The sequence below is a fragment of the Streptomyces humi genome (assembly GCF_001005085.2).
GTDB lineage: Bacteria > Actinomycetota > Actinomycetes > Streptomycetales > Streptomycetaceae > Streptomyces > Streptomyces humi.
Genome location: NZ_LBMU02000070.1, coordinates 41,156 through 61,240 on the forward strand (window position 1 = coordinate 41,156; position 20,085 = coordinate 61,240).

Genomic DNA, 20,085 nt, shown 5'->3' on the forward strand with positions numbered 1-20,085 from the left:
CGGGGCGCCGAGGGACCAGAAAACGCAGCGAGCACAGAATTCCCCTTCGAGCAGGACCCGTTGGACGCGGGGGGTGGTCCCACCAGCAGAATCAGCGGCCCCAGGGGCCATGCCCGGCATCCTATGGATCAGCCGGACCGGCCTTTCGCGGTGAGATGGTCCGATGAGCGATCCGATCCGCAATCGTTATCGCGGGAGCGCGGACGATCGGGACTTGTCGACAAATCCGCTCGGTCGGCATGGCGGGTGCTTTCGGGCGCATTCGCCGACAAGCCGTCAACGAGTGCTCACACGCGCCCGGTTCGGGAGGACGCGCGTGAACTCGGCTTGCCAGGTGCTTGTTTCACGCCGCCGGCACCGGTTCCGGTCGCTGCGTCGCCGGGGTGCCGGCGGGTTCCGCCGGTGTCTCCCAGTCGGGTTCCGGCCGCGGCGGTGCCGCCGTCTCCGGCCTGTTGGGGCGTCGGAAGGCCGTCGTACCGCGGGCCAGGTCGTGGCCGATCGCCACCGCGTCGATGTCGGCGGAGGTCCACTGCTGGCCCTCCCGCGTCTCGGTGCGCACCTTCAGCCGCCCCTGCACGACGACCGGGTCGCCGACGGACAGCGAGGTGACCGCGTTGGTGGCGAGCTGCCGGTTGGCCCACACCGTGAAGAAGTTGGTGTGGCCGTCCGTCCAGGTGTTCTTCTCGCGGTCCCAGTAGCGCGCGGTCACCGCCAGCCGGAAACGCGCCGACGGCCCCGCCGCCGGCTCCCGGTACACCGGCTGCGTCGCCACGTTGCCCACCACGCAGATCGTCGTCTCGTTCATCAGGCACCCCTCCCTCGTCCGGCCGCCGGGGCCGGGCGGGTCCGCGTACGGGTCCGTCCCGTACGGCTGTCCGTCGCGGCGGTCGCCGCGGGACTCACGGCGGACCCCGCGACACTCACGGTGATCGCCGCGGGACCAGGGTGCCGCCGCCGCGCCGGATCCGCCGAGGGCTGTGGACGGCCGTCCGGGCGGTGGAGAACTCCACCACCCGGACGAGTGACCCACGCCCCCGAACGGCATCACCTCGACCCCGTTCCGGCCCGTGTCACCTGCCCGACGGTCTCACCCCACGCCCGCCCCCGTCCGCGTCACCCTCCCGTACTGCTCGCGCACCTCCTGGTACCGCAGCAGTTCCGCCGCCACCGGATCCAGCACCCGGGCCCGTCCGCACCCGGCCGCCGCCTCCCGCAGCCGGCGTTCCGCGTCCAGGCCGTACCGCCGGGCCGGTCCCCGTGCCGCCATCCGGCAGCCCCACTCGACCAGCGGCCCGCCGACGATCCCGGCGACCATCAGCAGCACCGGGACACCCAGGTTGGGTGCCGTCACCCCGGCGATCTGCGCCACCAGCCACAGCCCGCCGACCACCTGAAGGAGCGTCATCGACGCCTGGGCGAGCACCGCCACCGGCCACCAGCCCGGACGCGGGGGCCGGCCCGGCGGCAGCCCCGCCCGCTCGGCCAGTTCGTCGAGCGCCTCCGGCAGGCCCTGCGAGCCGCGTACGGCCGCCTCGCGCACGGCCTGCGCCCAGGGCGCCGGCAGTCCGGCCGAGGCGCTGTCGCAGACCGAGCGCACCGCCTGTTCGACGCGCTGGCGCGCGGTCGCCTCCTCCTCCGGCGGGGCCGGCTGGAGCCGCCCGGTGGGCGGTTCGCCGCGGCCCTGGCGCCAGCGCCACAGTCGCAGCCAGGGGGTGCCGCAGGCCCGGTTGGCGTTGCGCCGCCAGGCCCGTTCGGCGGCGTCCCCGGCGGCGGTGGCGCCGACCGCGTCCGCGAGCCGAGCGGCGAACTCCTCGCGTGCCTCCTCGGTGAGCCCGGCGCGGCGCCCGGTGGCGTAGACGGGCCGCAGCCGGGCCGCCGCGGCGTCCACGTCGGCCGCGACCCGCCGGGCCGCCGCGCCCCGCTCGGACACGAACTGGCCGAGCGCCTCCCGCAGTTCGCCGACGCCGTCGCCGGTGAGCGCGGACAGCGCGAGCACGGTCGCGCCCGGGTCGCCGTACTCGCCGAGCGCGACGCCGTCGTCGTCGAGGAGTCTGCGCAGGTCGTCCAGGACCTGGTCGGTGGCCTCGCCGGGGAGCCGGTCGGTCTGGTTGAGGATGATGAACATGACCTCCGCGTGGCCGGCCATGGGCCGCAGATAGCGCTCGTGGAGGACGGCGTCGGCGTACTTCTCGGGGTCGACGACCCAGATCACCGCGTCGACCAGCTTCAGGATCCGGTCGACGTGTTCGCGGTGCTGGACGGCGGCCGAGTCGTGGTCGGGCAGGTCGATCAGGATCAGGCCGCGCAGAGCCGCGTCGGCCTCCGGGTTGTGCACGGGGCGGCGCCGCAGCCGGCCGGGGATGCCGAGCCGGTCGATGAGGGCGGCGCTGCCGTCGCTCCAACTGCACGCGATGGGGGCGGCGGTGGTGGGCCGTCGTACGCCGGTCTCCGAGATGGCCACACCGGCGAGGGCGTTGAAGAGCTGCGACTTGCCGCTGCCGGTGGCGCCGGCGATGGCGACCACGGTGTGCTGGCCGGAGAGCCGGCGGCGGGCGGCCGCCTCGTCCAGGACCCGGCCGGCCTCGGCGAGGGTGTGGCTGTCGAGGCGGGTGCGGGAGAGGCCGACGAGTTCGCGCAGGGCGTCGAGACGGGAGCGCAACGGGCCTTCGTACGCCAGCGGGACGGGGGTCGGGGCGCCCGGGCCCCGGGTCTCCGACACGGGGACGGCCGGTTTCGCGGTGACCTCGGTGCTCCGGCGGGCGATGAGACCGTCGTCCCAGGCGTCGTCCGCCGTGCCGCCGGCGGTCTCGGCCGGTGTGGCGCCGGAGTCGGCGTTCGGGGTGCCGTCGGTGCGCTCGCGTTGTTCCTTCACGCGCGCGTGCGGCACCTTGTCGGCCTCGATGGCGATCTCCGCGAGGTCCGTGAGGTCCGCGTCCGGATCCACGTCCGCGTTCGCGTCCACACCGGCGCCCGTGCCCGTGCCCGCGCCCGTGCCCGTGCCCGCGGCAGCGCCCGGTTCGCCGCTGCCGCCGCCGTCCCGGGCCCGTGGAGCGACCGGCACGGCGTCCCGCGCGGGGCCACCGGCCCGGCCGTGGGCGGAATCCCGGCCGGAATCCCGGCCGAAGTCCCGGCCGAAGTCCCGGGCTGAGTCCCCGCCGAGCTCGCGGCCGGAGTCCCCGCCGGAGTCCGGTGCCGGCTCCGGCACGGGGCCGTCCGTCACGGCACGCTCCCTCGCAGCACGTTCCCTCACGACACGCTCCGTTGCCGCACGCTCCGCCGCGGCGCGCTCCGCCGGCCCGCGCTCCGCGGAGACGCGGTCCCCCGCGGGGTTCCCCGTGGAGCGCTCCGCCGTAGGACGACCCCCTGTAGGGCGGCTCCCCGTGGAGCGTTCCCCGGCCGGACGGTCCACCGCGGAGCCCTCCGCTGCGGGGCCTTCCGTCGCGGAGCCGTCTGTCGCGGAGCCCTCCGTCGCTGAGCCCTCAGCCAGGGGGCGGGCCCGTGCGGAGTCCGGTGCGGGCAGGCCGCTTTCGAAGTCGCTGGTGTAGTCACTGGTGTGATCCATGCGTTTCAGGTGATCCGTGTGGTCGTGGTCAGTGACGGCGGTCACCGGTCACCTCTCCTTCTGGAGGACGGACAGGGCGGCGATGAGTTCGGCCTGGGGTTCGGGATGGATGTCTAGGGCGTCGAGCGGGCCGAGGCGGCGCTCGCGTTCGATGTGCATGACGCGGTCCATGTGCTCGGTGAGCAGCCGTCCCGCGCGATCGCGCAGCCGCAGCGCCCCGTGCGCGCCGAGCCGCTCGCCGAGCCGCTCCCCCGCCGCGCGGGTGCGGCGGCCACCCAGCAGCGCGGTGGCCACCAGGGCGGCGACGGCCTCGGAGTCGGGCGCGACGCTGCGGTCGAGTTCGCGCACCTCGTCCTCGGCGTACTCCTCCAACTCGCGCCGCCAGCGCCGGACGGCGAGACCGATGCGGTGCTCGGCGCTCTCCAGGGAGGGATCGCGGTCGGTGAGCCCGGCGGCCCCGGAGGCGGGTTCGCGGCGCCACGCGTCGTCGATGCGTTCGTCGGCCGCGGTGACGGAACACAGCAGCAGCGCGGCGAGGCTCTCCACCAGCGCGTCGAGGAGTTCGCCGGGGGTGCAGTCGAGCGGGAAGGCGCGCCAGCGTTTGAGGGCGTCGCCGGCGAGGACGGCACCGCTGTGCAGCCGGCCGCGCAGCCGCGCGTGCTCGCTGTCGTACGCCGCGTCGACGGCGCCGGTCAGGCGTAGCGCGGCGGCGTACTGGGCGGCGGCGGCACCGGCCAGTTCGGGCATCCGGGCCCGCAGCGAGTCGAGGACGCCGTGGGCGGTGCGGGCCAGGGTCTGCCGGCGGGCGCCGGGATCCTGCGCCTGGTGCACGAGCCACGCCCGCAACGGGGCGACGGCGGTGGCCGGGAGCAGTCCGCCGCCCCAGGCCGACTCGGGCAGTTCGGGCACCGTGAACCGGGGTACGTCGCCGAGCCCGGCCTTGGTGAGCAGCGCGCCGTACTGCCGGGAGACCTCGGAGACGACCGTGTGCGGGACCCGGTCGAGGACGGTCACCAGGGTCGCGTCGTACTCCTTGGCGGTGCGCAGCAGGTGCCAGGGGACGGCGTCGGCGTAGCGCGCGGCGCTGGTCACCATCACCCAGACGTCGGCGGCGCACATGAGTTCCGCGGCGAGCACGCGGTTGCCGACGACCAGGGAGTCGATGTCGGGGGCGTCGAGGAGGGCGAGGCCGCGCGGAAGGCTGTCGGCGGTCTCGATGCGCAGCACGTGCCCGGGGTCCTCGGCGGGCAGGATGGGTTCGTCACCGGGTTCCCGGTGCGGTTCCCACACCCGGGTCAGGTCGGGCAGCACACGCATCCCGCTGAACCAGTGGTGGTCTTCCGGATGGCAGACCAGAACCGGTGTCCGGGTGGTCGGGCGCAGTACGCCCGCCTCGCTGACCCGGCGCCCCACAAGGGAGTTGACGAGAGTCGACTTGCCGGCGCCGGTGGATCCGCCCACGACGGCCAGAAGCGGCGCTTCGGGCTCTTTGAGGCGGGGCACCAGATAGTCGTCGAGTTGCGCGAGGAGTTCGTCGCGGTTGGCGCGCGCGCGTGCGGCCCCCGCCAGGGGCAGCGGGAAGCGTGCGGCCGCGACACGGTCGCGCAGGGCGGAAAGTGTGTCGAGCAGCTGAGGCCGTACGTCCAAGGTCACCACATGCGAAGAATGCCCAATTTTAGGGGAATTCTGAAGCATATAGACATGTCTGCGCGCCGATAGAACACAACGGACGGAAGGGACGACTGGGACGGAGGCACAGTCCAGGCATAACGAGTGCACAACACCCGGTGCGTCGGGCGCGAAAAGCGATGCACGATTCGTACCTGCCTGCGATTATCAGGACCGCTTCACCGAACCTCCACATTGAGCCACGGAGGCGAAGCAACAGGGACGAGGAGCGGGGAGTTCTATCCTTGTCCCCGGCAACGTGACGGACCGGCCCGCACCAGGGCGGTACGTACGAGGCCAGCACAGCCGGCCCCCGTAGCTCAGTGGATAGAGCAGGCGCCTTCTAAGCGCTTGGCCGCAGGTTCGAGTCCTGCCGGGGGCGCCCATCCCAGAGTCCTCCGTTTTCCGCTCTTCCCGCTCTTCCCGCGAAACCGCAGGTCACGTCCGCGTGTCCCGGATCGCGCCGGCCATGGGCGCACGCGTCGCCGGCCTCCCCGTAGAGTCGCGGGCCGTCCCGCCAAAAGGGCTGGTTGTCGACGGCGGGCGACCGGCCGGTTCAGGCGGGCGGTCGGTCGGTTCAGGGGCCGGCCGGTCGGTTCAGGCGGGCTGCCGACCGGTTCAGAGGGCGGCGGCCAGGTCCGGGAGGGGTGCCGCGGGTTCGCTCTCGTCGAGTTCGGCCCAGACGGTCTTGCCCTGGCGGGCGTGCCGTGTCCCCCAGCGTGCGGCGAGCCGCGCGACCAGCAGCAGACCGCGTCCGCCCTCGTCATAGGTGCGGGCCCGGCGCAGATGCGGGGTGGCACCGCCGGCGTCCGACACCTCGCACAGGAGCCCGCGCCCCGGAGCGGGGACACCGGCCGCCTCCTCCGGACGCCCCGGCTCCTCCGGACGCCCCGGCCCGTCCGCGCGTCCCCGACCGTCCGCGCGCCCCCGACCGTCCGCGCGCCCCGGCCCGTCCAGTGGCCCGGTGCGGATCAGGCGGAGCCGGATGGGGGGCCGGCCGTAGCGGACGGCGTTGGTGACCAGTTCGCTGACCACCAGCCCGGCGGCGAAGCCGAGCTCCTCCAGCCCCCAGGCGGTGAGCTGCCGCGCGACGTCCACGCGGGCCGGGCCGACCGCCGCCGGTTCGGGGTCCAGGTCCCAGACGGCGACCTGGCCGTCCCCGAGGGTGTGGGTGCGGGCCAGCAGCAACGCCACGTCGTCCCGGGGCCGGTCGGTGGGCAGCAGGGCGTCCAGCACCGTGTCGCAGGTGTCCTCCAGGGAGTCGGCGGGCCGCGCGAGGGCCTCCCGCAGGGTGGCGAGGCCCTCGTCGACGTCGGGGCCGTGGGCTGCGATCAGGCCGTCGGTGTACAGGGCGAGCAGGCTGCCCTCGGGCAGTTCGGCCTCCACCGCCTCGAACGGCAGCCCGCCCAGACCCAGCGGCGGCCCGGCCGGCAGGTCCAGCAGCGCGGCGGTGCCGTCGCGGTTCAGCACGGTGGGCAGCACGTGCCCGGCGCGGGCCAGGCAGCAGCGACCCGCCACCGGGTCGTAGACGGCGTACAGGCAGCTGGCGCCGAGGTCCCCGCCGGCCGGCCGGTCCGGGTCGGCCGAGCCCTCCGCGGCCAGCCGGATCACCACGTCGTCCAGGTGCGTCAGCAGTTCGTCGGGCGGCAGGTCGAGGTCGGCGAGGGTGCGTACGGCCGTGCGCAGGCGGCCCATCGTGGCGGCGGCGTGGATGCCGTGGCCCACGACGTCGCCGACGACCAGGGCGACCCGGGCGCCGGACAGCGGGATCACGTCGTACCAGTCACCGCCCACCCCGGCCCGGGCGCCGGCCGGCAGGTAGCGGCAGGCGACCTCGACCGCCGACTGCTCCGCCGTACGGTGCGGGAGCAGGCTGCGCTGGAGGGTGAGGGCGGTGGTCCGGGCGTGCGTGTAGCGGCAGGCGTTGTCGACGGCCACCGCCGCCTTGGCCGCGATCTCCTGGGCGAGCAGCAGGTCCTCGTCGTCGTAGGGGTCGGGGTCGCGGTACCGGGAGAAGCGGGCCACGCCGAGCGTGGTGCCGCGTGCGCTCAGCGGCACGACCAGCCAGGAGCGGGTCCCCCGGGTGTGCCGGGAGGACTGTCCGGTGGCCAGGGCGCGGGCCTCCGGCGACCCGTCCGGGCAGCTGTGGACCCGGGCCCGGACCTCGGCGGGGACCGGTCGCGCTGCCGCGGCCGCCCGTTCCGGGGCGCCGGCCGCCCGGGTCCCGCGGGCCAGCCTGCACAGCAGGAAGGGCTCGGTTGTCGGGGTGTCGTGGCCGCGCACCATGGCGTCGAGCAGGTCGACGGTGACCAGGTCGGCGAAGTGCTCGGCGGCGAGGTCCGCCAGTTCCTGGGTGGTACGGGTGATGTCCAGGGTGGTCCCGATGCGCAGCCCGGCGTCGTTGACCAGGGACAGCCGCCACTGCAACCGGCGGTCCCGTTCCTCCTGGAAGGCGAGGACGCCCTGCTCGGAGGCGCGGTCGACGTATCCGGTGGCCATCGCGAGCAGCCGGCGGGAGACGGCGTCGATCAGTTCGGGGTCGTCCGTCAGCCGGGGCAGCTCGGCGAGGAAACCGTCGAGGATGACGCCCTCGCCGAGCCGGTGCGCCCGCAGCATCGCGGTGACGGAGGTACCGCGCCGGGCCAGCCGGCGGGCCCGGTCCACGTCGGACGGCGGCGGCTCCAGCGCGCCCGGGTCGACGCCGCGGCCCAGGCCGGTGAGCACCCCGACGACGTGCTCGGTGATGTTCTCGGACGTCATCCGGGCGAGCTCCGCGTCCTGCCACAGCTCGGGGAGCTCGGCGCGCAGGCACCGGGTGACGTCCGCGATCAGCTCGTCCGCCCGGGGAACGAGTTCCCGGGCGACCCGGGAGAGGAACCCGTCGGCGGTGCCGTCCACACAGTCGACGGTACGCCCTGAGGGTGGCCCTCACCCTGCGGTGCCGGCCCGGACGCCCCGGGGAAGGCCCCGAGCCCGGGGCGGGGCCCCACCGTCGTCGCCCGAGGCCCACCGTCGTCGCCCGAGGCCCACCGTCGTCGCCCGGGGCCCGTCGTCGCCCGAGGCCCGTCGTCGCCCGAGGCCCGTCGTCGCCCGAGGCCCGTCGTCGTCCGGGGTTCAGCCGAGGCTGCCCTGTTCGCAGACCCGGCGGGCGACCTCGTAGAGCTTGATGTTGTTCTCCTGCGAGTAGCGGCGCAGCACGTCGAAGGCCTGTTCCTCGGTGAGCCGGTGGCTGCCCATGAGGATGCCCATGGCCTCACCGATCAGATGGCGGGTGGCGACGGCCCGCTCCATCTGGGCGTGGGTACGGGCGCTGGAGAAGGCGACCGCCGCGTGCGAGGCCAGCAGCCAGCCGGCCAGCTCGCTGGCCTCGGTGAAGGCGCCGGGCGACCGGGAGTAGATGTTCAGCGCGCCGAGTTCCTCGTCCTCGGTGTACAGCAGGAATCCCATCATGCTGCCGACTCCGAGGTGGTGGGCCGCGGGCGCGTACGCGGGCCAGCGCGGCTGCTCCTGGCCGAAGTCGCGGATGCGGAAGACCCGCTCGCCCTCCTTGGTACGGGCGGCGTCGAAGCACGGCCCCTCGCGCAGCCGCTCCTGGAGCCGGTCGCTGTCGACGACCAGCCGGCCGGTGGGGGCGAGCGTCTGCACCTTCCCCCCGTGCAGCACCAGGATGCCGGCCGCCTCGCAGCCCTCCACGAGTTCCACGGCCGAAGCCGTGATCCGGGTCAGGGTGCTCTCGACGGACTCCTGCGCCAGCAGGTCCCGCGCCATCGCCGCCAGCTGCTGCGCGAACCGAGCCCAGTCCATCGTCTGCTCCACCTCCCGATGCGTTCCGCCCAGCATGGCACGCCGACGCCTCGGGGGGCCGTCGCGCCCTCGCCCCGAATGCCCGCGCCCGCTCCGGCCCTTGGAGTGATCGTCCGCTGATCTGCGTGACCAGCCGCAGGGGGCGGCGTTGAACGGGGAGTGCGGCGGCTGGTCCTGCCGCCGCACTCCCCGAGCAACAAGGCAACAAGAAGGAGAACGTGATGTCTCGCATCGCGAAGGCCGCCGTCGTAGCCCTCGGCACCGGCGCTGTGGTGATCGGCGGAGCCGGCCTGGCGCTGGCCGACGCGGGTGCCAACGGCGAGGCCGTCAGCTCGCCCGGCGTGCTGTCCGGCAACGTCATCGAGGTCCCGGTCAACATCCCGGTGAACGTGTGCGGCGACACCGTCGACGTGATCGGCCTGCTGAACCCGGCGTTCGGCGACCACTGCACCAACGAAGGCCACCTCAAGAGCGGTGACGGCAAGAACGGCGGCTACGGTTCCTGAACCCCGGCTCGCTGAGGAGCCCCGGCGCCCTGGGCGCCGGGGCTCTCCCGTGTGAGGGCGCCCCTCGTGGGGACACGTCACGCGTACCGGTAGATCCGGCTCACGTCCTCCAGCGACTCCGGGGTCACGTTCCACGGCGGCAGTTTCCCGCCCCGGGCGACGATCCGGCCGTGCTGCGCGTCACCGGGGCCCGGCGGCCTCGCCGGCAGGTAGCGCCGACCGTGGTGCCGGGACCGCCAGCGCTCCCACTGGAGGTCGATGAAGGCGTGGTGGAACCAGAAGACGGGGTCGTTGACCGAGGCGCCGCTCAGCATCGCCCCGCCGACCCAGCGGTGCACCCGGTTGTGGTTGTGCCAGGACGCCTTGCCGCTGCCCCTCCCCCAGCCCTCCAGCCGGTTGCGGAACCCCCGGGTGACCGTCGAGTCCCACGGCGGGACGTCGTAGACGGGGTCGTCCAGCGCCCGGTCGAGTTCGGCCCTGGTGGGCAGGTCGATCGGGTCCCGGGCACGGCCCAGGTCCCGGGCCAGGAACTCGCCGTCGGTGATGCCCTCCCGGATGGTCCAGTGGCCCGCCGCGTAGGCGAAGGGCCCGGTCATCACCTGCTGGTCGCGGGCCCGGCCGTCGCCGCCGAGCAGGTCCTTCGTCCACGGCACACCGGACGCCGACCGTTCCCGCGTCCAGTCCCAGTACGGCACCGTCACCGATTCGTCCACCCGGCGCAGGGCCCGCTCCAGGTCGAGCAGGAAGCGGCGGTGCCAGGGCAGGAAGGAGGGCGCCATGTGGGCGGCGCGCAGTCCGTCCTCGCCGTCGGGGGTGTAGTAGTCGATGTGCACGCGCACGAATTCGTCGTACTCGCCACGCCGTTTGACCTCGAGGAACGCCTTCACCAGCCGGGCCCGCTCGGCGGCCGTGAGCCTGCTGACGTCCTTACGCACGTACGCCATGGTCTCCCCCCATGTGCAGGTGTCCCCCGTGTCCCCCGCCCGCCGGGCCGGGCGCCGGCTCGCGCAGCCGCTGTCCGGGGCCCATCTCGTCGACGGCCGCCCGGGTCGCCGCCAGCGGGGTCGGGTAGGAGCTGTAGTGGTCGACCATGCTCAGCCAGCTGCCGTCGGCCCGCCGCATCAGATGCAGCGGACGGCCGTCCACGGTGACCTGCCACTCGCCGTCGTCGACGGCCCGCACCGCCGGTACCAGGGCCCCGCGGATGCGGCGGCCCCGGTAGGTCTCGTCGAAGGAGGTGCCGGCCGGTCCGTCGGCCGGGAGCACCGGGCGGGAGGCGGCGACCACCGGGGCGAGCGCGAGGGCGGCCAGGGAGGCGAACAGCCCCCGCGTCAGCTCGCGCCGCGTCGGTCTGCCCGCCCCGGCTCTGCCGGGCTGTCGGGCGCCCGGCTCCGCGCCCACCGCCACCCCACCGACTCCGACGACCATGCTCACTCCTCGTCCGGTTGACCGACCACTGTCGGTACCGGTAACCGTCCGAGAGGCCGTCCGGTCACCGCCGGGCCGCCATCCGGCCCAGGAACGGGCCGGAAGGGCGGTGTGCGGCGGGCGTCACCGGCCGGGGCCGGCACCCAGGTCGCCGCCCACGACCGTCTGGAGGACCGGGCCGAGCACGCCGGCCTCGGGCATCTTCAGGTTCGGCATGCCGTAGTGCTGCGGGTCGGGCGCGCTGAGGGGGGCGTCCAGTTCCAGGCCGGGGGTGAGCGCCCGCAGGTCGGAGGCGGGGAGGTCGGCGCCGACGTGGTCGAAGCCGGGGCCGAGGGCGTGCGGGAGCGGCAGCCTGAGGTCGGCGCCGGGCAGTACGCCGTTCATCGGCACCCGCGGCAGCGCGTGCTCCGGGATGAGCCGCCCCTGGACGTAGCGTGGCGTCTCGGGGACACCGGGGACCAGCAGCGGCAGTTCCAGGCCGATCCCGGGGACCTCGGTGTGGAGGGACTTCGCGACGCCGTCCAGTGGCACGGGGACGGGGACCGTGCCGGTCGCGGCGGCGGGCGTGGCGGTGGCGCCCACGGCCACGGCGACGCCCGTGACGACGGCGGCAAGGGTTCCTCGGGTGGTCGGCTTCATGTCAGGTACGGGCCTTTCCGGATGCGAGAGGAGCGAGGTCCGTACCGGGTAACGAGCCGGGAATCGGCATCAGCTCACAATTCGCCCGGGTGCAGCATTAGTCGGCCGGTAGGCAGTCCGGCATTGTGGAATTCCGCTGTTCAGCTCGTCCAGAAATCCCACCAGCGGGTCAGGATCAGCATGCCGACGATCCCGATGTGCAGCAGCGGGAGGACCCAGGTGAACTCGCCGAGGAATTCCCGCAGCCACCGGGGCGCGGGCAGGAACCGGTGGCGTACGACGAAGGAGGCGGCGTACCAGAACAGGAGGATGGTGGCGACCCAGGCCAGGCAGCACCACAGGCACAGCGCGTCGATCCGGTACAGCGACTCGAACTGAAGCCAGGACACGAAGCCGATGCCGAAGGCGCAGCCGGCGGTGAAGGTCAGCCAGTACCAGGCGGGGAAGCGGGCGCCGGCCAGCAGGCTCATGCCGACGCAGATCACGACGGCGTAGGCCACCAGCCCCAGCATCGGGTTGGGGAACCCGAACACCGAGGCCTGGTCGCTCTTCATGACGCTGCCGCAGGACACCACCGGGTTCAGGCTGCACCCGGGCACGAAGCGCGGGTTCCTGAGCAGTTCGAACTCGTCGAGGGTGATGACCCATGAGGCGAGCAGCCCGGCCGCGCCCGCGACCAGCGTCAGCAGCGCGAAGCCCCGGCCGGCGCCCGCGGTTCGGGCCATCAGCCGCGCAGGCTGCGGGCGGGCAGCACCACGTGCGCGGCGGCCGTCAGGGTCTCCTCGGCCCCGGCGAACTCCGTCAGCGCCTCGGGGGTGACGGGCCTGCCGGGCTCGGCGGCGGGCCAGGCGCGGGTGGTGAACACCAGGTAGGCGTAGCCGCGTTCGCCGACCGCGGCGAGCCACTCGTCGGGCGCGGGGCACTGGGCGTTGAGCGGGGCCAGGCTGAGGACCGCCTGGCCGGCCTCGACGAGCAGGGTGACGGGCAGGCCGGGCCGGGCGGTGCCGTCGACGAGATCGCCGCCGACCGGCAGGCCGTTGTTCGCCAGCAGCGCCCCGATCGCGGTCGCGGTGGCCTCGGGACCGCCTTCGGCGTCACCGAGGGAGTAGGCCAGCAGGTAGGGCATGTCGCCGCCGTCGGGGGCCTCGCCGCTCCAGGCCAGTACGACCAGGGTGCCGAGGTCGGCAGGGCGGAACGGGCGGGTCTCGCTTGGGGTTGAGGTCACCGCGCGACCCTATCGACGGGCCGTGGGGCTGCCGGGCGCCCGCTCACCCGACCGGCGGACACCGGCCGGCCGGGCCACACGAACGAGGGACACCCCTCGGCGTCCGTCGAACGGTGTCCCTCGAACGGCCCCGCGGCACTCCGCCCGTGCCGTCCTCAGCTCTGGAGCGGCAGGCCGCCCAGCAGCGGGTTGTGCTGGTTGAGGGCGCCGGTCGCGGTCTTGACCGTGTTGAGCGGGGAGCGCTTGTTCTCGGTGTCGAGGACGTTCGACTGGTGCCGCAGCGGCATCGCCTGGTTCAGGTCCAGGCCGTCCTTGGTGATCGTGTTCACGGCGCCGTTGAGGCTGGTGGGCGTGAGGTCGGAGGTGGTGTACGCGAACGCGGGCGCGGCGGCGCCGACGAGAGCCACGGAACCGGCGACGACGACGGCTGCCTTCAGCGACTTCATCATGTTCCTTTCTTCGGCGGCTTTCGGCAACGCAAGCCGCCCGGGGGAATTCTGACGCCGTGTCTAACGATGTCCCGGCGGGCCGGAAACCCCGTTCCCGGAAGACATATGAGATCCCGGGAACGTGGCCGGGGTCCCGGAAAGGGTGGCGGCGGGCGGGCCGGGGAGGGCCGGAAACGCGGACCGGCCGTCCGCCCGCGGGATGCGCGGGCGGACGGCCGGCCGAAGGAACAGCGGCTGCGTCAGTCGTTGAGGCAGGTCTCGCCGAAGGCGGGGTTCAGCAGGCCGATCACGTCGACGGTGTCGCCGCAGACGTTCACCGGAACGTGGACCGGAACCTCGATGACGTTGCCCGAGATCACGCCCGGGGAGTGGGCGGCGGCGCCGTTCGCGCCGCTGTCGGCGGCGGCCACACCGGCGGCGCCGGCAACGGCCGCGACGGCGGCGGTGGAAAGGACCAGGCCCTTCGCGATACGCGACATGGAGAGGTCTCCTTGGGGTCGAAACAAACATTCGGGCGGATGCCCAGCGCTGTGTCAACGCGTGGCTCCGCCTCGGGTTGTGCCGCCAAAGGAGTGATCTCCGGGAAGCCGCCTTCACGACTCCGACACATATGTCCGGTTTTGACGGATAAATGCCGATGATGACTAGAGTTGCGAACCTCCTGACCTACTCTCCGAAAGAGCGAAGCCGGTCATGCGCAATCCCCTGGGCCCGCTCCGTACCCCCGCCGGCGAGCAGAAGCCGGGCGGGGTACGGCCGAACGGGCTACCCGCTCCGCGTGGCGCCGCCGGTCAGACGGGTCCGATGACCTACAACGGCGCCCGGGCCGGCACCGGCGACTCGCTCGCCCGCACCACGGCCGGCCGCTCACCCACCCCGCTGCGCCGCCCCACCGGTCCGGCCGACGGCGTACTCCGCCGCACGATCAACGAACCCGGTCCGGTACGCGCCCGGCGTGAGCCCGCGTACGCCAGCACGCTCGGCCACGACTCGGATGTGTTCGATCTCGGCACCGGTCTCACGCAGGGCGGTGACCAGCCGACGTTCCGGCTCGTTTCCCAGCCCGACGCGGCGTGGGCGGGCGCGCTCTTCGCCGCCGTGGACGTGCAGTAGTGCGGCGCGTTCCCGCCCGCAGTCCCGAGCGCCCCCCGTGAGCGAGGAAATCGCGTATGCACCGATCAGCCACCGACCCCCGGCCACGGGTCCTCCACCTGGCACAACCCGTCGAGGGCGGAGTGGCCCAGGTCGTCCTGGACCTGACGAAGGCCCAACTCGCGGCCGGTCTGCGCGTCACCGTGGCGTGCCCCGGCGGTGAACTGGCGGCAGGTGCGCGCGAGCTGGGCGCCGAGGTGCGCGAGTGGCACGCCGGGCGCTCCCCGGGCGCCGCTCTCCCGGACGAGGTACGACGGCTCGCCCGCCTCCTCCACGAGGTACGGCCCGAACTGGTGCACGCGCACAGCGCGAAGGCGGGCCTCGCCGGACGCCTGGCCGTGCGCGGGCGCGTCCCGACCCTGTTCCAGCCGCACGCCTGGTCCTTCGAGGCGGTCGGGGGCGCCACCGGCGCACTGGCGCTGAGGTGGGAGCGGTGGGGCGCACGCTGGGCGGACCGGGTGGTGTGCGTCAGCCAGGCGGAGCGTGCGACTGGCGTGCGCGCCGGCATCCGCGCCCGGTACACGGTCGTCCCGAACGGCATCGACACCGCCCGCTTCACCCCGGCCCCCGCGACCGAACGGCCCGCGGCGGCTCCCCTGGTCGTCTGTGTCGGACGGCTGTGCCGGCAGAAGGGGCAGGACGTGCTGGTGCGGGCCTGGCCCGAGGTGCTGCGGCGGGTGCCGCGGGCCCGGCTGGTGCTGGTCGGCGACGGCCCCGACCGGGACGCGCTGCGCCGGCTCGCCCCCGCGTCCGTCGAGTTCGCGGGCGCCGTCACGGATGTCCGCCCCTGGTACCGGGCCGCCGACCTGGTGGTGCTGCCCTCGCGCTGGGAGGGCATGGCGCTGGCCCCGCTGGAGGCGATGGCCTGCGGACGGCCGGTGCTGGTCACCGACGTCGACGGCGCCCGGGAGAGCCTGCCGCCCGGGCACCGCGCACCCTGCCTGGTCCCGCCGGGACGGCCGGGCCCGCTCGCCGGGGCGGTGACCGGGCTGCTGCTCGACCCGGAGCTGCGCGCGTCGCTCGGCGACCGGGGTCGCCGGCACGTCCAGTCCACACACGACGTGCGGCGCACGGCGGAGGCGGTCGCGGAGCTGTACCGCGAACTCCTCGGCGGGCGGCCGCTCGTGTCCTCCGAGCGCAGGGAGTCCATTCACTCGTGACCGCGGAAAGCACCGTCCCCACCCCCGGCCCGCAGCCACGGGATCACGGACTCGCACCCGTCTCGGTGCTGCCGGCCCGTACCGCCGGCGGCTTCCGGTTCCCGCTGCGGCGCCCGCCCGTGCGGCCCCTCTCCCCGGTGCCGCTGCTGGCAGCCGACCTGTGTGCCGCGCTGCTCGGCGCGGCCGCGCTGGACGCGGCCGTACGCCGGCCCGTGCTGGTCGGGCTGCTGGTGACCGGGGCGATACTGCTGCGCCCGCCCACGCCCCGGCGGACGGCAGGCGTCCTGGACGAACTCCCCGCCGTCTGCGGCCGGATCGCGGTCGTGTGGCTGGGCCTGGCCGCCGTCGTCGCCGCCTGGGACCCGGGCCGTGCGCTGTCCGCGCGGGCCCTGCTGCTGGGCTTCGCCCTGCACGCGGCGGCAGCCGGCACGGGCCGTGGCCTGGTGCACTGGCGCCGTCGGGTCGCCCTGCTGCGCCGGCCGCGCGCCGCGCTGGTCATCGGCCCGGCCACGACCGCCCAGCGGGTCGCCGCCGCGGTACTGCGCCACCCGGACTGCGGGGTGCGTCCGGTCGGGGTCGTCGCCGGACACCCGGAGGGCGCCGGCGGCCTGCCCGTGCTCACCACGGGGCAGGAGGTCGAGCGGGCCCTCATCCAGAACGGGGTCCGGGCCGTTCTCACCGTCGACCCCGCCGTCCGCACCGAACAGGGCCCGCTGCTGCGGGCGCTGGCCGAGTCGGGCTGCGTGGTCTGGGAGGTCGACGCCGACTCGCCGGCGTACGAGATGCGCGACCAGCTCGCCGGGTTCTCCTGCCGCCGTCTGGAGATGGGCGCGCGCCGGCGCGGCAGCGTCGGCAAGCGGATCCTGGACGTCGCGGTGTCCGGGACCGCGCTCGTCCTGGTCAGCCCGTTGCTCCTGGTGTGCGCGGCGGTGCTGCGCCTCACCGACGGACCGGGTGTCGTCTTCCGGCAGGAGCGCATCGGCAAGGGCGGCCGGCCCTTCACCCTGCTGAAGCTGCGCACCCACCGCCCGGTCGACGAGCACGAGGCCGCGACCCGCTGGAGCGTCGCGGGCGAGGTCCGGATGAGCCGCTTCTGCCGCTTCCTGCGCCAGACCTCGCTCGACGAACTGCTCCAGCTGTGGAACGTGCTGTGGGGCGACATGAGCCTGGTCGGCCCGCGCCCCGAACGACCGTACTTCGTGGGTCAGTTCAGCCAGACCTACCCGGGCTACGCGGCCCGCCACCGGATGCAGACGGGGATCACCGGGCTCGCCCAGATCCACGGGCTGCGCGGTGACACCTCCATCGAGGACCGCGCCCGCTTCGACAACGCCTACATCGACGACTGGTCGCTGTGGCAGGACGTCTGCATCCTGCTGCGTACCGCGGCCTCGCTCGTGCGCTCGACGGGGAGCTGACGATGAGCTTCGCACTGTCGCCCGCCAGGCCGCTCCGGCTGCCGCCGGTGCTGGCCGCGGTCGCCGTCCTCGCGGTCCTCGCGCTGCCGCTCGCCCCGGGCGGCGCGGAGGGCGGCGCCGGACCGGCCGACGCGGTGTCCGCGCTGGTCGTGCTGTACGCCGCGCTGCGGGTGGTCCGGGAGCGGCGCCGCCCGCTGTCCGCCACCGCCGTGGTCGTCCTGGGCATGCCGGTCGTGGGGCTGGCCGTGGCCGCGATGGGCGCGGCCTCGCCGGGCGCGGGGCTGACCGGACTCGGCCGCTATCTCCAGGTGTTCGTCCTGGTGCCGGCCGCCGTGCTGCTGCTGGTCCGGGACCGGGCCGACTTCCGGCTGCTGGCCTGGTCGTTCGTGGGGCTCGCCGGCTGGCAGGGCGCGGTCGGGGTGCACCAGTACGTCACCGGGACCGGGGCGTCGTACCAGGGCGAGGAGATCCGCGCGGTCGGCACGTTCGGACCGCAGGACGTGATGGGCATGGCCACGGTGGTGGCCTTCGGCCTGGTGTGCGCGCTGGGCCTGACACTGGGGCGGGCGACGCCGGTACGGCACCGGGTGGTGGCGGGCGCCTGCGCGCTCGGGCTGCTCCTGCCGCTGGCCCTGTCCTTCAGCCGCGGGGCCTGGATCGCGACCGTGCTCACCTGCGGGGTGCAGTTGGCGCTGGCCGGGCTGCGCCGGGCGCTGAAGGTGGTCGCGGCCGCGGTCGCCGCGGGTGTGGTGCTGGTGGGCGGCCTCGGGGTCGGCACGGCGATGCTCCAGGAGCGGATCAACAGCATCGGGCAGGTCACGGACGCGCCCGACCAGTCGGTGACCGACCGGTACACGCTGTGGGCGGCGGCGACCGGGATGTGGCGTGAACACCCCGTCACCGGCGTCGGGTTGAAGAACTTCCCGGCGTACCGGGACGGGCACGCCTCGCTGGCGCTGTCCTCCGGGAGCGACACGGAGGGGGCGGGGGCCGCGTACCGGAAACAGCCGTTGCTGTCGCCGCACAACATGTACCTGCTGGTGCTGAGCGAGCAGGGGCTCCTCGGGCTGCTGGCACTGGCCGGCAGCTGGCTGGCGCTGCTGGTGTGCGGGCTGCGGGGCTGGTGGCGGGTCCGCCGGGACGGCCGCGGGCTCGACTGCGCGCTGGTCGGCTGCGGGCTGCTGGTCTGGCAGCTCGTGGACTTCGCGTACGCCGACATCGGGGGGCCGTCGACGGTGCTCACGGCCGTGGTGTTCGGGGCGGTGGCGTGGTGGGCGTTGGTGGGGGCGGCGTGATTCCGGGGGTGCGGGAGCCGGAGGGGCCGGGAGAGTTGGAGGAGGTGGAGGTCGACCGCAGGCCGGTGGAGTTGGAGGAGTTGGAGGTCGACCGCGGGCCGGGGGAGTTGGAGGAGTTGGAGGTCGACCGCGGGCCGGTGGGGGCTGATCGCGCCCGCGCGGCGGAGCCGCGGGTGTCGCCGCCCCGCGTCCCTGAGGGGGCGCCTCCCTCCCGGGGTTTCCTGGCGAAGGCCGCGTTCGGTACCGCCGTGCTCTCCATTCTCGGGTCGGTGCTCGGGCTCGTACGGGACCAGTCGCTCGCCCGGCTCTTCGGGGCCGGGCGGGACACGGACGCGTTTCTCGTCGCCTGGACCGTGCCCGAGTTCGCCGCCACCCTGCTCATCGAGGACGGGCTGGCCTTCGCGCTCATCCCCGCCTTCAGTCTGGCCCTGGCCCGCCGGGCGCAGGGGGCGTCCGGCGACCCCGTGCGGGCCCTGGTCGCCGGGACGCTGCCCAAGCTCTCCCTCGCCTTCGCGGGCGTCGGCGCCCTGCTCATCGGGGGCGCCCCGCAACTCGTCGAGGTACTCGCGCCCGGACTGGGCGACCCCGGGCTCGCCGTGGGCTGCACCCGGCTCACCGCGACCTGCGTGCTGACCTTCGGGCTGGCCGGGTACTGTAGCGCCGCGCTCCGCGCCCACCGGCGCTTCCTCGCCCCGGCCGCGATCTACGTCGCCTACAACACCGGCATCATCACCGCGATGTTCGCGCTCGGCGGCCACTGGGGCGTGCGGTCGGCCGCGTTCGGGGTCGCGGCCGGCGGCGTCCTGATGGTCGCCGTACAACTGCCCTCGCTGTTACGCCAGTTGCGGGTGAGGAGCACGCCGTCCGACGGAGCGGCCGGCGCCGGGGCGCAGCCGCTGGACGTCGTGCTGATGGCCACCGTGCTGCTGTTCGCGCTGTGCCGGCAGTCGCAGGTGCTGATCGAGCGGTTCCTCGCCTCGCACCTGGACTCCGGGTCCATCTCGTACCTCAACTACGCGCAGAAGGTCGCGCAGATCCCGATGACGATGTCGCTGATACTGTGCACGGTCACCTTCCCGGTGGTGGCCCGGGCACTGGCCGAGGGCGACACCGAGCGGGCCCGGCTCCGGGTGGAGCGGGACCTCGCGGTGGCCGCGGGCGTCGTGCTGCTCGGCACCGCCGTGGTCGTGGCCTGTGCGCCGCAGCTCATCCGGCTGCTGTTCCAGCGCGGGGCGTTCACGGCCGAGGACACCGCCGCGACCGCCGCGGTGATGCGGGTCTACGCGCTCGGGCTGCTCGGACAGACCATGGTCGGCGCGCTGGTCCGCTCCTACTTCTCGGCCGGCCGTGCCACCTGGTACCCGGTGGGCGCGATGATCGCCGGGATCGTCGTGACCACCTGGATCGGCGTGCTGGGCGTCGGCCGGTACGGCGTCACCGGCATCGCCGCCGGGAACGCCACCGGGATCACCGTCACCGCCTTGCTCCTGCTGGCCGGCACCGGCCCGCGCAGCGTCCCGATCCGCGCCCGGCGGGTGCTGGCGGAACTCAGCCGGCCGGTGCGGGCCGCCGTCGTCGCGACGGTGGTCGGGACCTTCGCCGCCGGGCGGCCGGCGGACCCGCTGACCGGCCTGGCCGCCGGGATCACGACCGTGACCCTCGTCTTCGTCCTGCTCGGCTGGGCCCTGGACGCCCAGGGCTTCGCCCCCGCACTCCGCTCCGTAGGCAACGTCACCCGAAGGCTCGCGCATGCCGTGTTCCACTGAGTCCGCAGAGCGG

The 20,085-nt window shown here is 74.5% G+C and carries 18 protein-coding genes and 1 tRNA gene; 7 read left to right on the top strand and 12 right to left on the bottom strand.

All coding sequences use genetic code 11. The features are described from left to right. Nucleotides 1-343: 343 nt before the first annotated feature. The 3 genes from AAW13_RS28375 to AAW13_RS28385 form a co-directional block, all read right to left on the bottom strand. A complete protein-coding gene (locus AAW13_RS28375) occupies nt 344-805 on the bottom strand; it encodes a single-stranded DNA-binding protein (RefSeq protein ID WP_046731530.1) in 462 nt (153 codons plus the stop codon). 282 nt (nt 806-1,087) lie between these two features. Then, a complete protein-coding gene (locus AAW13_RS28380; protein WP_338059065.1) occupies nt 1,088-3,220 on the bottom strand; it encodes a GTPase in 2,133 nt (710 codons plus the stop codon). Nucleotides 3,221-3,610: 390 nt separating this feature from the next. Then, the gene (locus tag AAW13_RS28385; RefSeq protein WP_046731528.1) at nt 3,611-5,218 is read right to left on the bottom strand and encodes a dynamin family protein; all 1,608 of its coding nucleotides are present in this window, start codon (nt 5,216-5,218) and stop codon (nt 3,611-3,613) included. A 321-nt stretch (nt 5,219-5,539) separates the two neighbouring features. On the opposite strand from AAW13_RS28385, the gene AAW13_RS28390 reads away from it, so the two are divergent. Further along, nucleotides 5,540-5,612 (top strand) — tRNA-Arg (locus AAW13_RS28390). A gap of 236 nt (nt 5,613-5,848) precedes the next feature. Here AAW13_RS28390 and AAW13_RS28395 read toward each other — a convergent pair. Continuing rightward, the gene (locus AAW13_RS28395; RefSeq protein WP_046731527.1) at nt 5,849-8,128 is read right to left on the bottom strand and encodes an ATP-binding SpoIIE family protein phosphatase; all 2,280 of its coding nucleotides are present in this window, start codon (nt 8,126-8,128) and stop codon (nt 5,849-5,851) included. Between the two features lie 216 nt (nt 8,129-8,344). Then, on the bottom strand, nt 8,345-9,034 hold the full coding sequence (locus AAW13_RS28400; protein ID WP_046731546.1) for a GAF and ANTAR domain-containing protein: 690 nt from the start codon (nt 9,032-9,034) through the stop codon (nt 8,345-8,347). A gap of 221 nt (nt 9,035-9,255) precedes the next feature. On the opposite strand from AAW13_RS28400, the gene AAW13_RS28405 reads away from it, so the two are divergent. Beyond that, nucleotides 9,256-9,540: a chaplin gene (locus tag AAW13_RS28405; RefSeq protein WP_046731526.1), complete on the top strand. Its 285-nt coding sequence runs from the start codon at nt 9,256-9,258 to the stop codon at nt 9,538-9,540. A 77-nt stretch (nt 9,541-9,617) separates the two neighbouring features. On the opposite strand, the gene AAW13_RS28410 is transcribed toward AAW13_RS28405, so the two are convergent. The 7 genes from AAW13_RS28410 to AAW13_RS28440 form a co-directional block, all read right to left on the bottom strand. Further along, the gene (locus tag AAW13_RS28410; RefSeq protein WP_046731525.1) at nt 9,618-10,484 is read right to left on the bottom strand and encodes a tyrosinase family protein; all 867 of its coding nucleotides are present in this window, start codon (nt 10,482-10,484) and stop codon (nt 9,618-9,620) included. Next, nucleotides 10,468-10,968 carry a tyrosinase family oxidase copper chaperone gene (locus AAW13_RS28415; RefSeq protein WP_046731524.1) on the bottom strand — a complete coding sequence of 167 codons (501 nt, stop codon included), beginning with the start codon at nt 10,966-10,968 and terminating at the stop codon, nt 10,468-10,470. The genes AAW13_RS28410 and AAW13_RS28415 overlap by 17 nt, the downstream gene beginning before the upstream one ends. Before the next feature lie 123 nt (nt 10,969-11,091). Then, the gene (locus AAW13_RS28420) at nt 11,092-11,607 is read right to left on the bottom strand and encodes a hypothetical protein (protein ID WP_046731523.1); all 516 of its coding nucleotides are present in this window, start codon (nt 11,605-11,607) and stop codon (nt 11,092-11,094) included. Nucleotides 11,608-11,747: 140 nt separating this feature from the next. Further along, nucleotides 11,748-12,332: a vitamin K epoxide reductase family protein gene (locus AAW13_RS28425; protein ID WP_046731522.1), complete on the bottom strand. Its 585-nt coding sequence runs from the start codon at nt 12,330-12,332 to the stop codon at nt 11,748-11,750. Then, a complete protein-coding gene (locus AAW13_RS28430) occupies nt 12,332-12,832 on the bottom strand; it encodes a DUF5949 family protein (RefSeq protein WP_046731521.1) in 501 nt (166 codons plus the stop codon). The genes AAW13_RS28425 and AAW13_RS28430 overlap by 1 nt, the downstream gene beginning before the upstream one ends. 155 nt (nt 12,833-12,987) lie before the next feature. Next, a complete protein-coding gene (locus tag AAW13_RS28435) occupies nt 12,988-13,278 on the bottom strand; it encodes a hypothetical protein (protein WP_046731520.1) in 291 nt (96 codons plus the stop codon). A gap of 242 nt (nt 13,279-13,520) precedes the next feature. After that, complete coding sequence (locus AAW13_RS28440; RefSeq protein WP_046731519.1) at nt 13,521-13,760, bottom strand: chaplin; 240 nt, start codon at nt 13,758-13,760, stop codon at nt 13,521-13,523. 214 nt (nt 13,761-13,974) lie between these two features. On the opposite strand from AAW13_RS28440, the gene AAW13_RS28445 reads away from it, so the two are divergent. The 5 genes from AAW13_RS28445 (at nt 13,975) to murJ (ending at nt 20,072) form a co-directional block, all read left to right on the top strand. Next, complete coding sequence (locus tag AAW13_RS28445) at nt 13,975-14,394, top strand: hypothetical protein (RefSeq protein WP_052768643.1); 420 nt, start codon at nt 13,975-13,977, stop codon at nt 14,392-14,394. Nucleotides 14,395-14,450: 56 nt separating this feature from the next. After that, complete coding sequence (locus tag AAW13_RS28450) at nt 14,451-15,593, top strand: glycosyltransferase (protein WP_046731518.1); 1,143 nt, start codon at nt 14,451-14,453, stop codon at nt 15,591-15,593. Beyond that, a complete protein-coding gene (locus AAW13_RS28455) occupies nt 15,590-17,011 on the top strand; it encodes an exopolysaccharide biosynthesis polyprenyl glycosylphosphotransferase (protein ID WP_046731517.1) in 1,422 nt (473 codons plus the stop codon). Before AAW13_RS28450 ends, AAW13_RS28455 begins: the two co-directional genes overlap by 4 nt. A 2-nt stretch (nt 17,012-17,013) precedes the next feature. Continuing rightward, nucleotides 17,014-18,306 (top strand): O-antigen ligase family protein, encoded by a 1,293-nt coding sequence (locus AAW13_RS28460; RefSeq protein WP_046731516.1) that lies wholly within the window; start codon nt 17,014-17,016, stop codon nt 18,304-18,306. Between the two features lie 137 nt (nt 18,307-18,443). Beyond that, on the top strand, nt 18,444-20,072 hold the full coding sequence (gene murJ / locus AAW13_RS28465) for a murein biosynthesis integral membrane protein MurJ (protein WP_240528771.1): 1,629 nt from the start codon (nt 18,444-18,446) through the stop codon (nt 20,070-20,072). The last annotated feature ends 13 nt before the right edge of the window (nt 20,073-20,085 follow it).

Coding starts and splice junctions, on each gene's coding strand:
- AAW13_RS28375 (WP_046731530.1), bottom strand. CDS start 805: ATGAACGAGACGACGATCTGCGTGGTGGGCAACGTGGCGACGCAGCCG.
- AAW13_RS28400 (WP_046731546.1), bottom strand. CDS start 9,034: ATGGACTGGGCTCGGTTCGCGCAGCAGCTGGCGGCGATGGCGCGGGAC.
- AAW13_RS28405 (WP_046731526.1), top strand. CDS start 9,256: ATGTCTCGCATCGCGAAGGCCGCCGTCGTAGCCCTCGGCACCGGCGCT.
- AAW13_RS28410 (WP_046731525.1), bottom strand. CDS start 10,484: ATGGCGTACGTGCGTAAGGACGTCAGCAGGCTCACGGCCGCCGAGCGG.
- AAW13_RS28415 (WP_046731524.1), bottom strand. CDS start 10,968: ATGGTCGTCGGAGTCGGTGGGGTGGCGGTGGGCGCGGAGCCGGGCGCC.
- AAW13_RS28420 (WP_046731523.1), bottom strand. CDS start 11,607: ATGAAGCCGACCACCCGAGGAACCCTTGCCGCCGTCGTCACGGGCGTC.
- AAW13_RS28425 (WP_046731522.1), bottom strand. CDS start 12,332: ATGGCCCGAACCGCGGGCGCCGGCCGGGGCTTCGCGCTGCTGACGCTG.
- AAW13_RS28435 (WP_046731520.1), bottom strand. CDS start 13,278: ATGAAGTCGCTGAAGGCAGCCGTCGTCGTCGCCGGTTCCGTGGCTCTC.
- AAW13_RS28440 (WP_046731519.1), bottom strand. CDS start 13,760: ATGTCGCGTATCGCGAAGGGCCTGGTCCTTTCCACCGCCGCCGTCGCG.
- AAW13_RS28445 (WP_052768643.1), top strand. CDS start 13,975: ATGCGCAATCCCCTGGGCCCGCTCCGTACCCCCGCCGGCGAGCAGAAG.
- AAW13_RS28450 (WP_046731518.1), top strand. CDS start 14,451: ATGCACCGATCAGCCACCGACCCCCGGCCACGGGTCCTCCACCTGGCA.
- AAW13_RS28460 (WP_046731516.1), top strand. CDS start 17,014: ATGAGCTTCGCACTGTCGCCCGCCAGGCCGCTCCGGCTGCCGCCGGTG.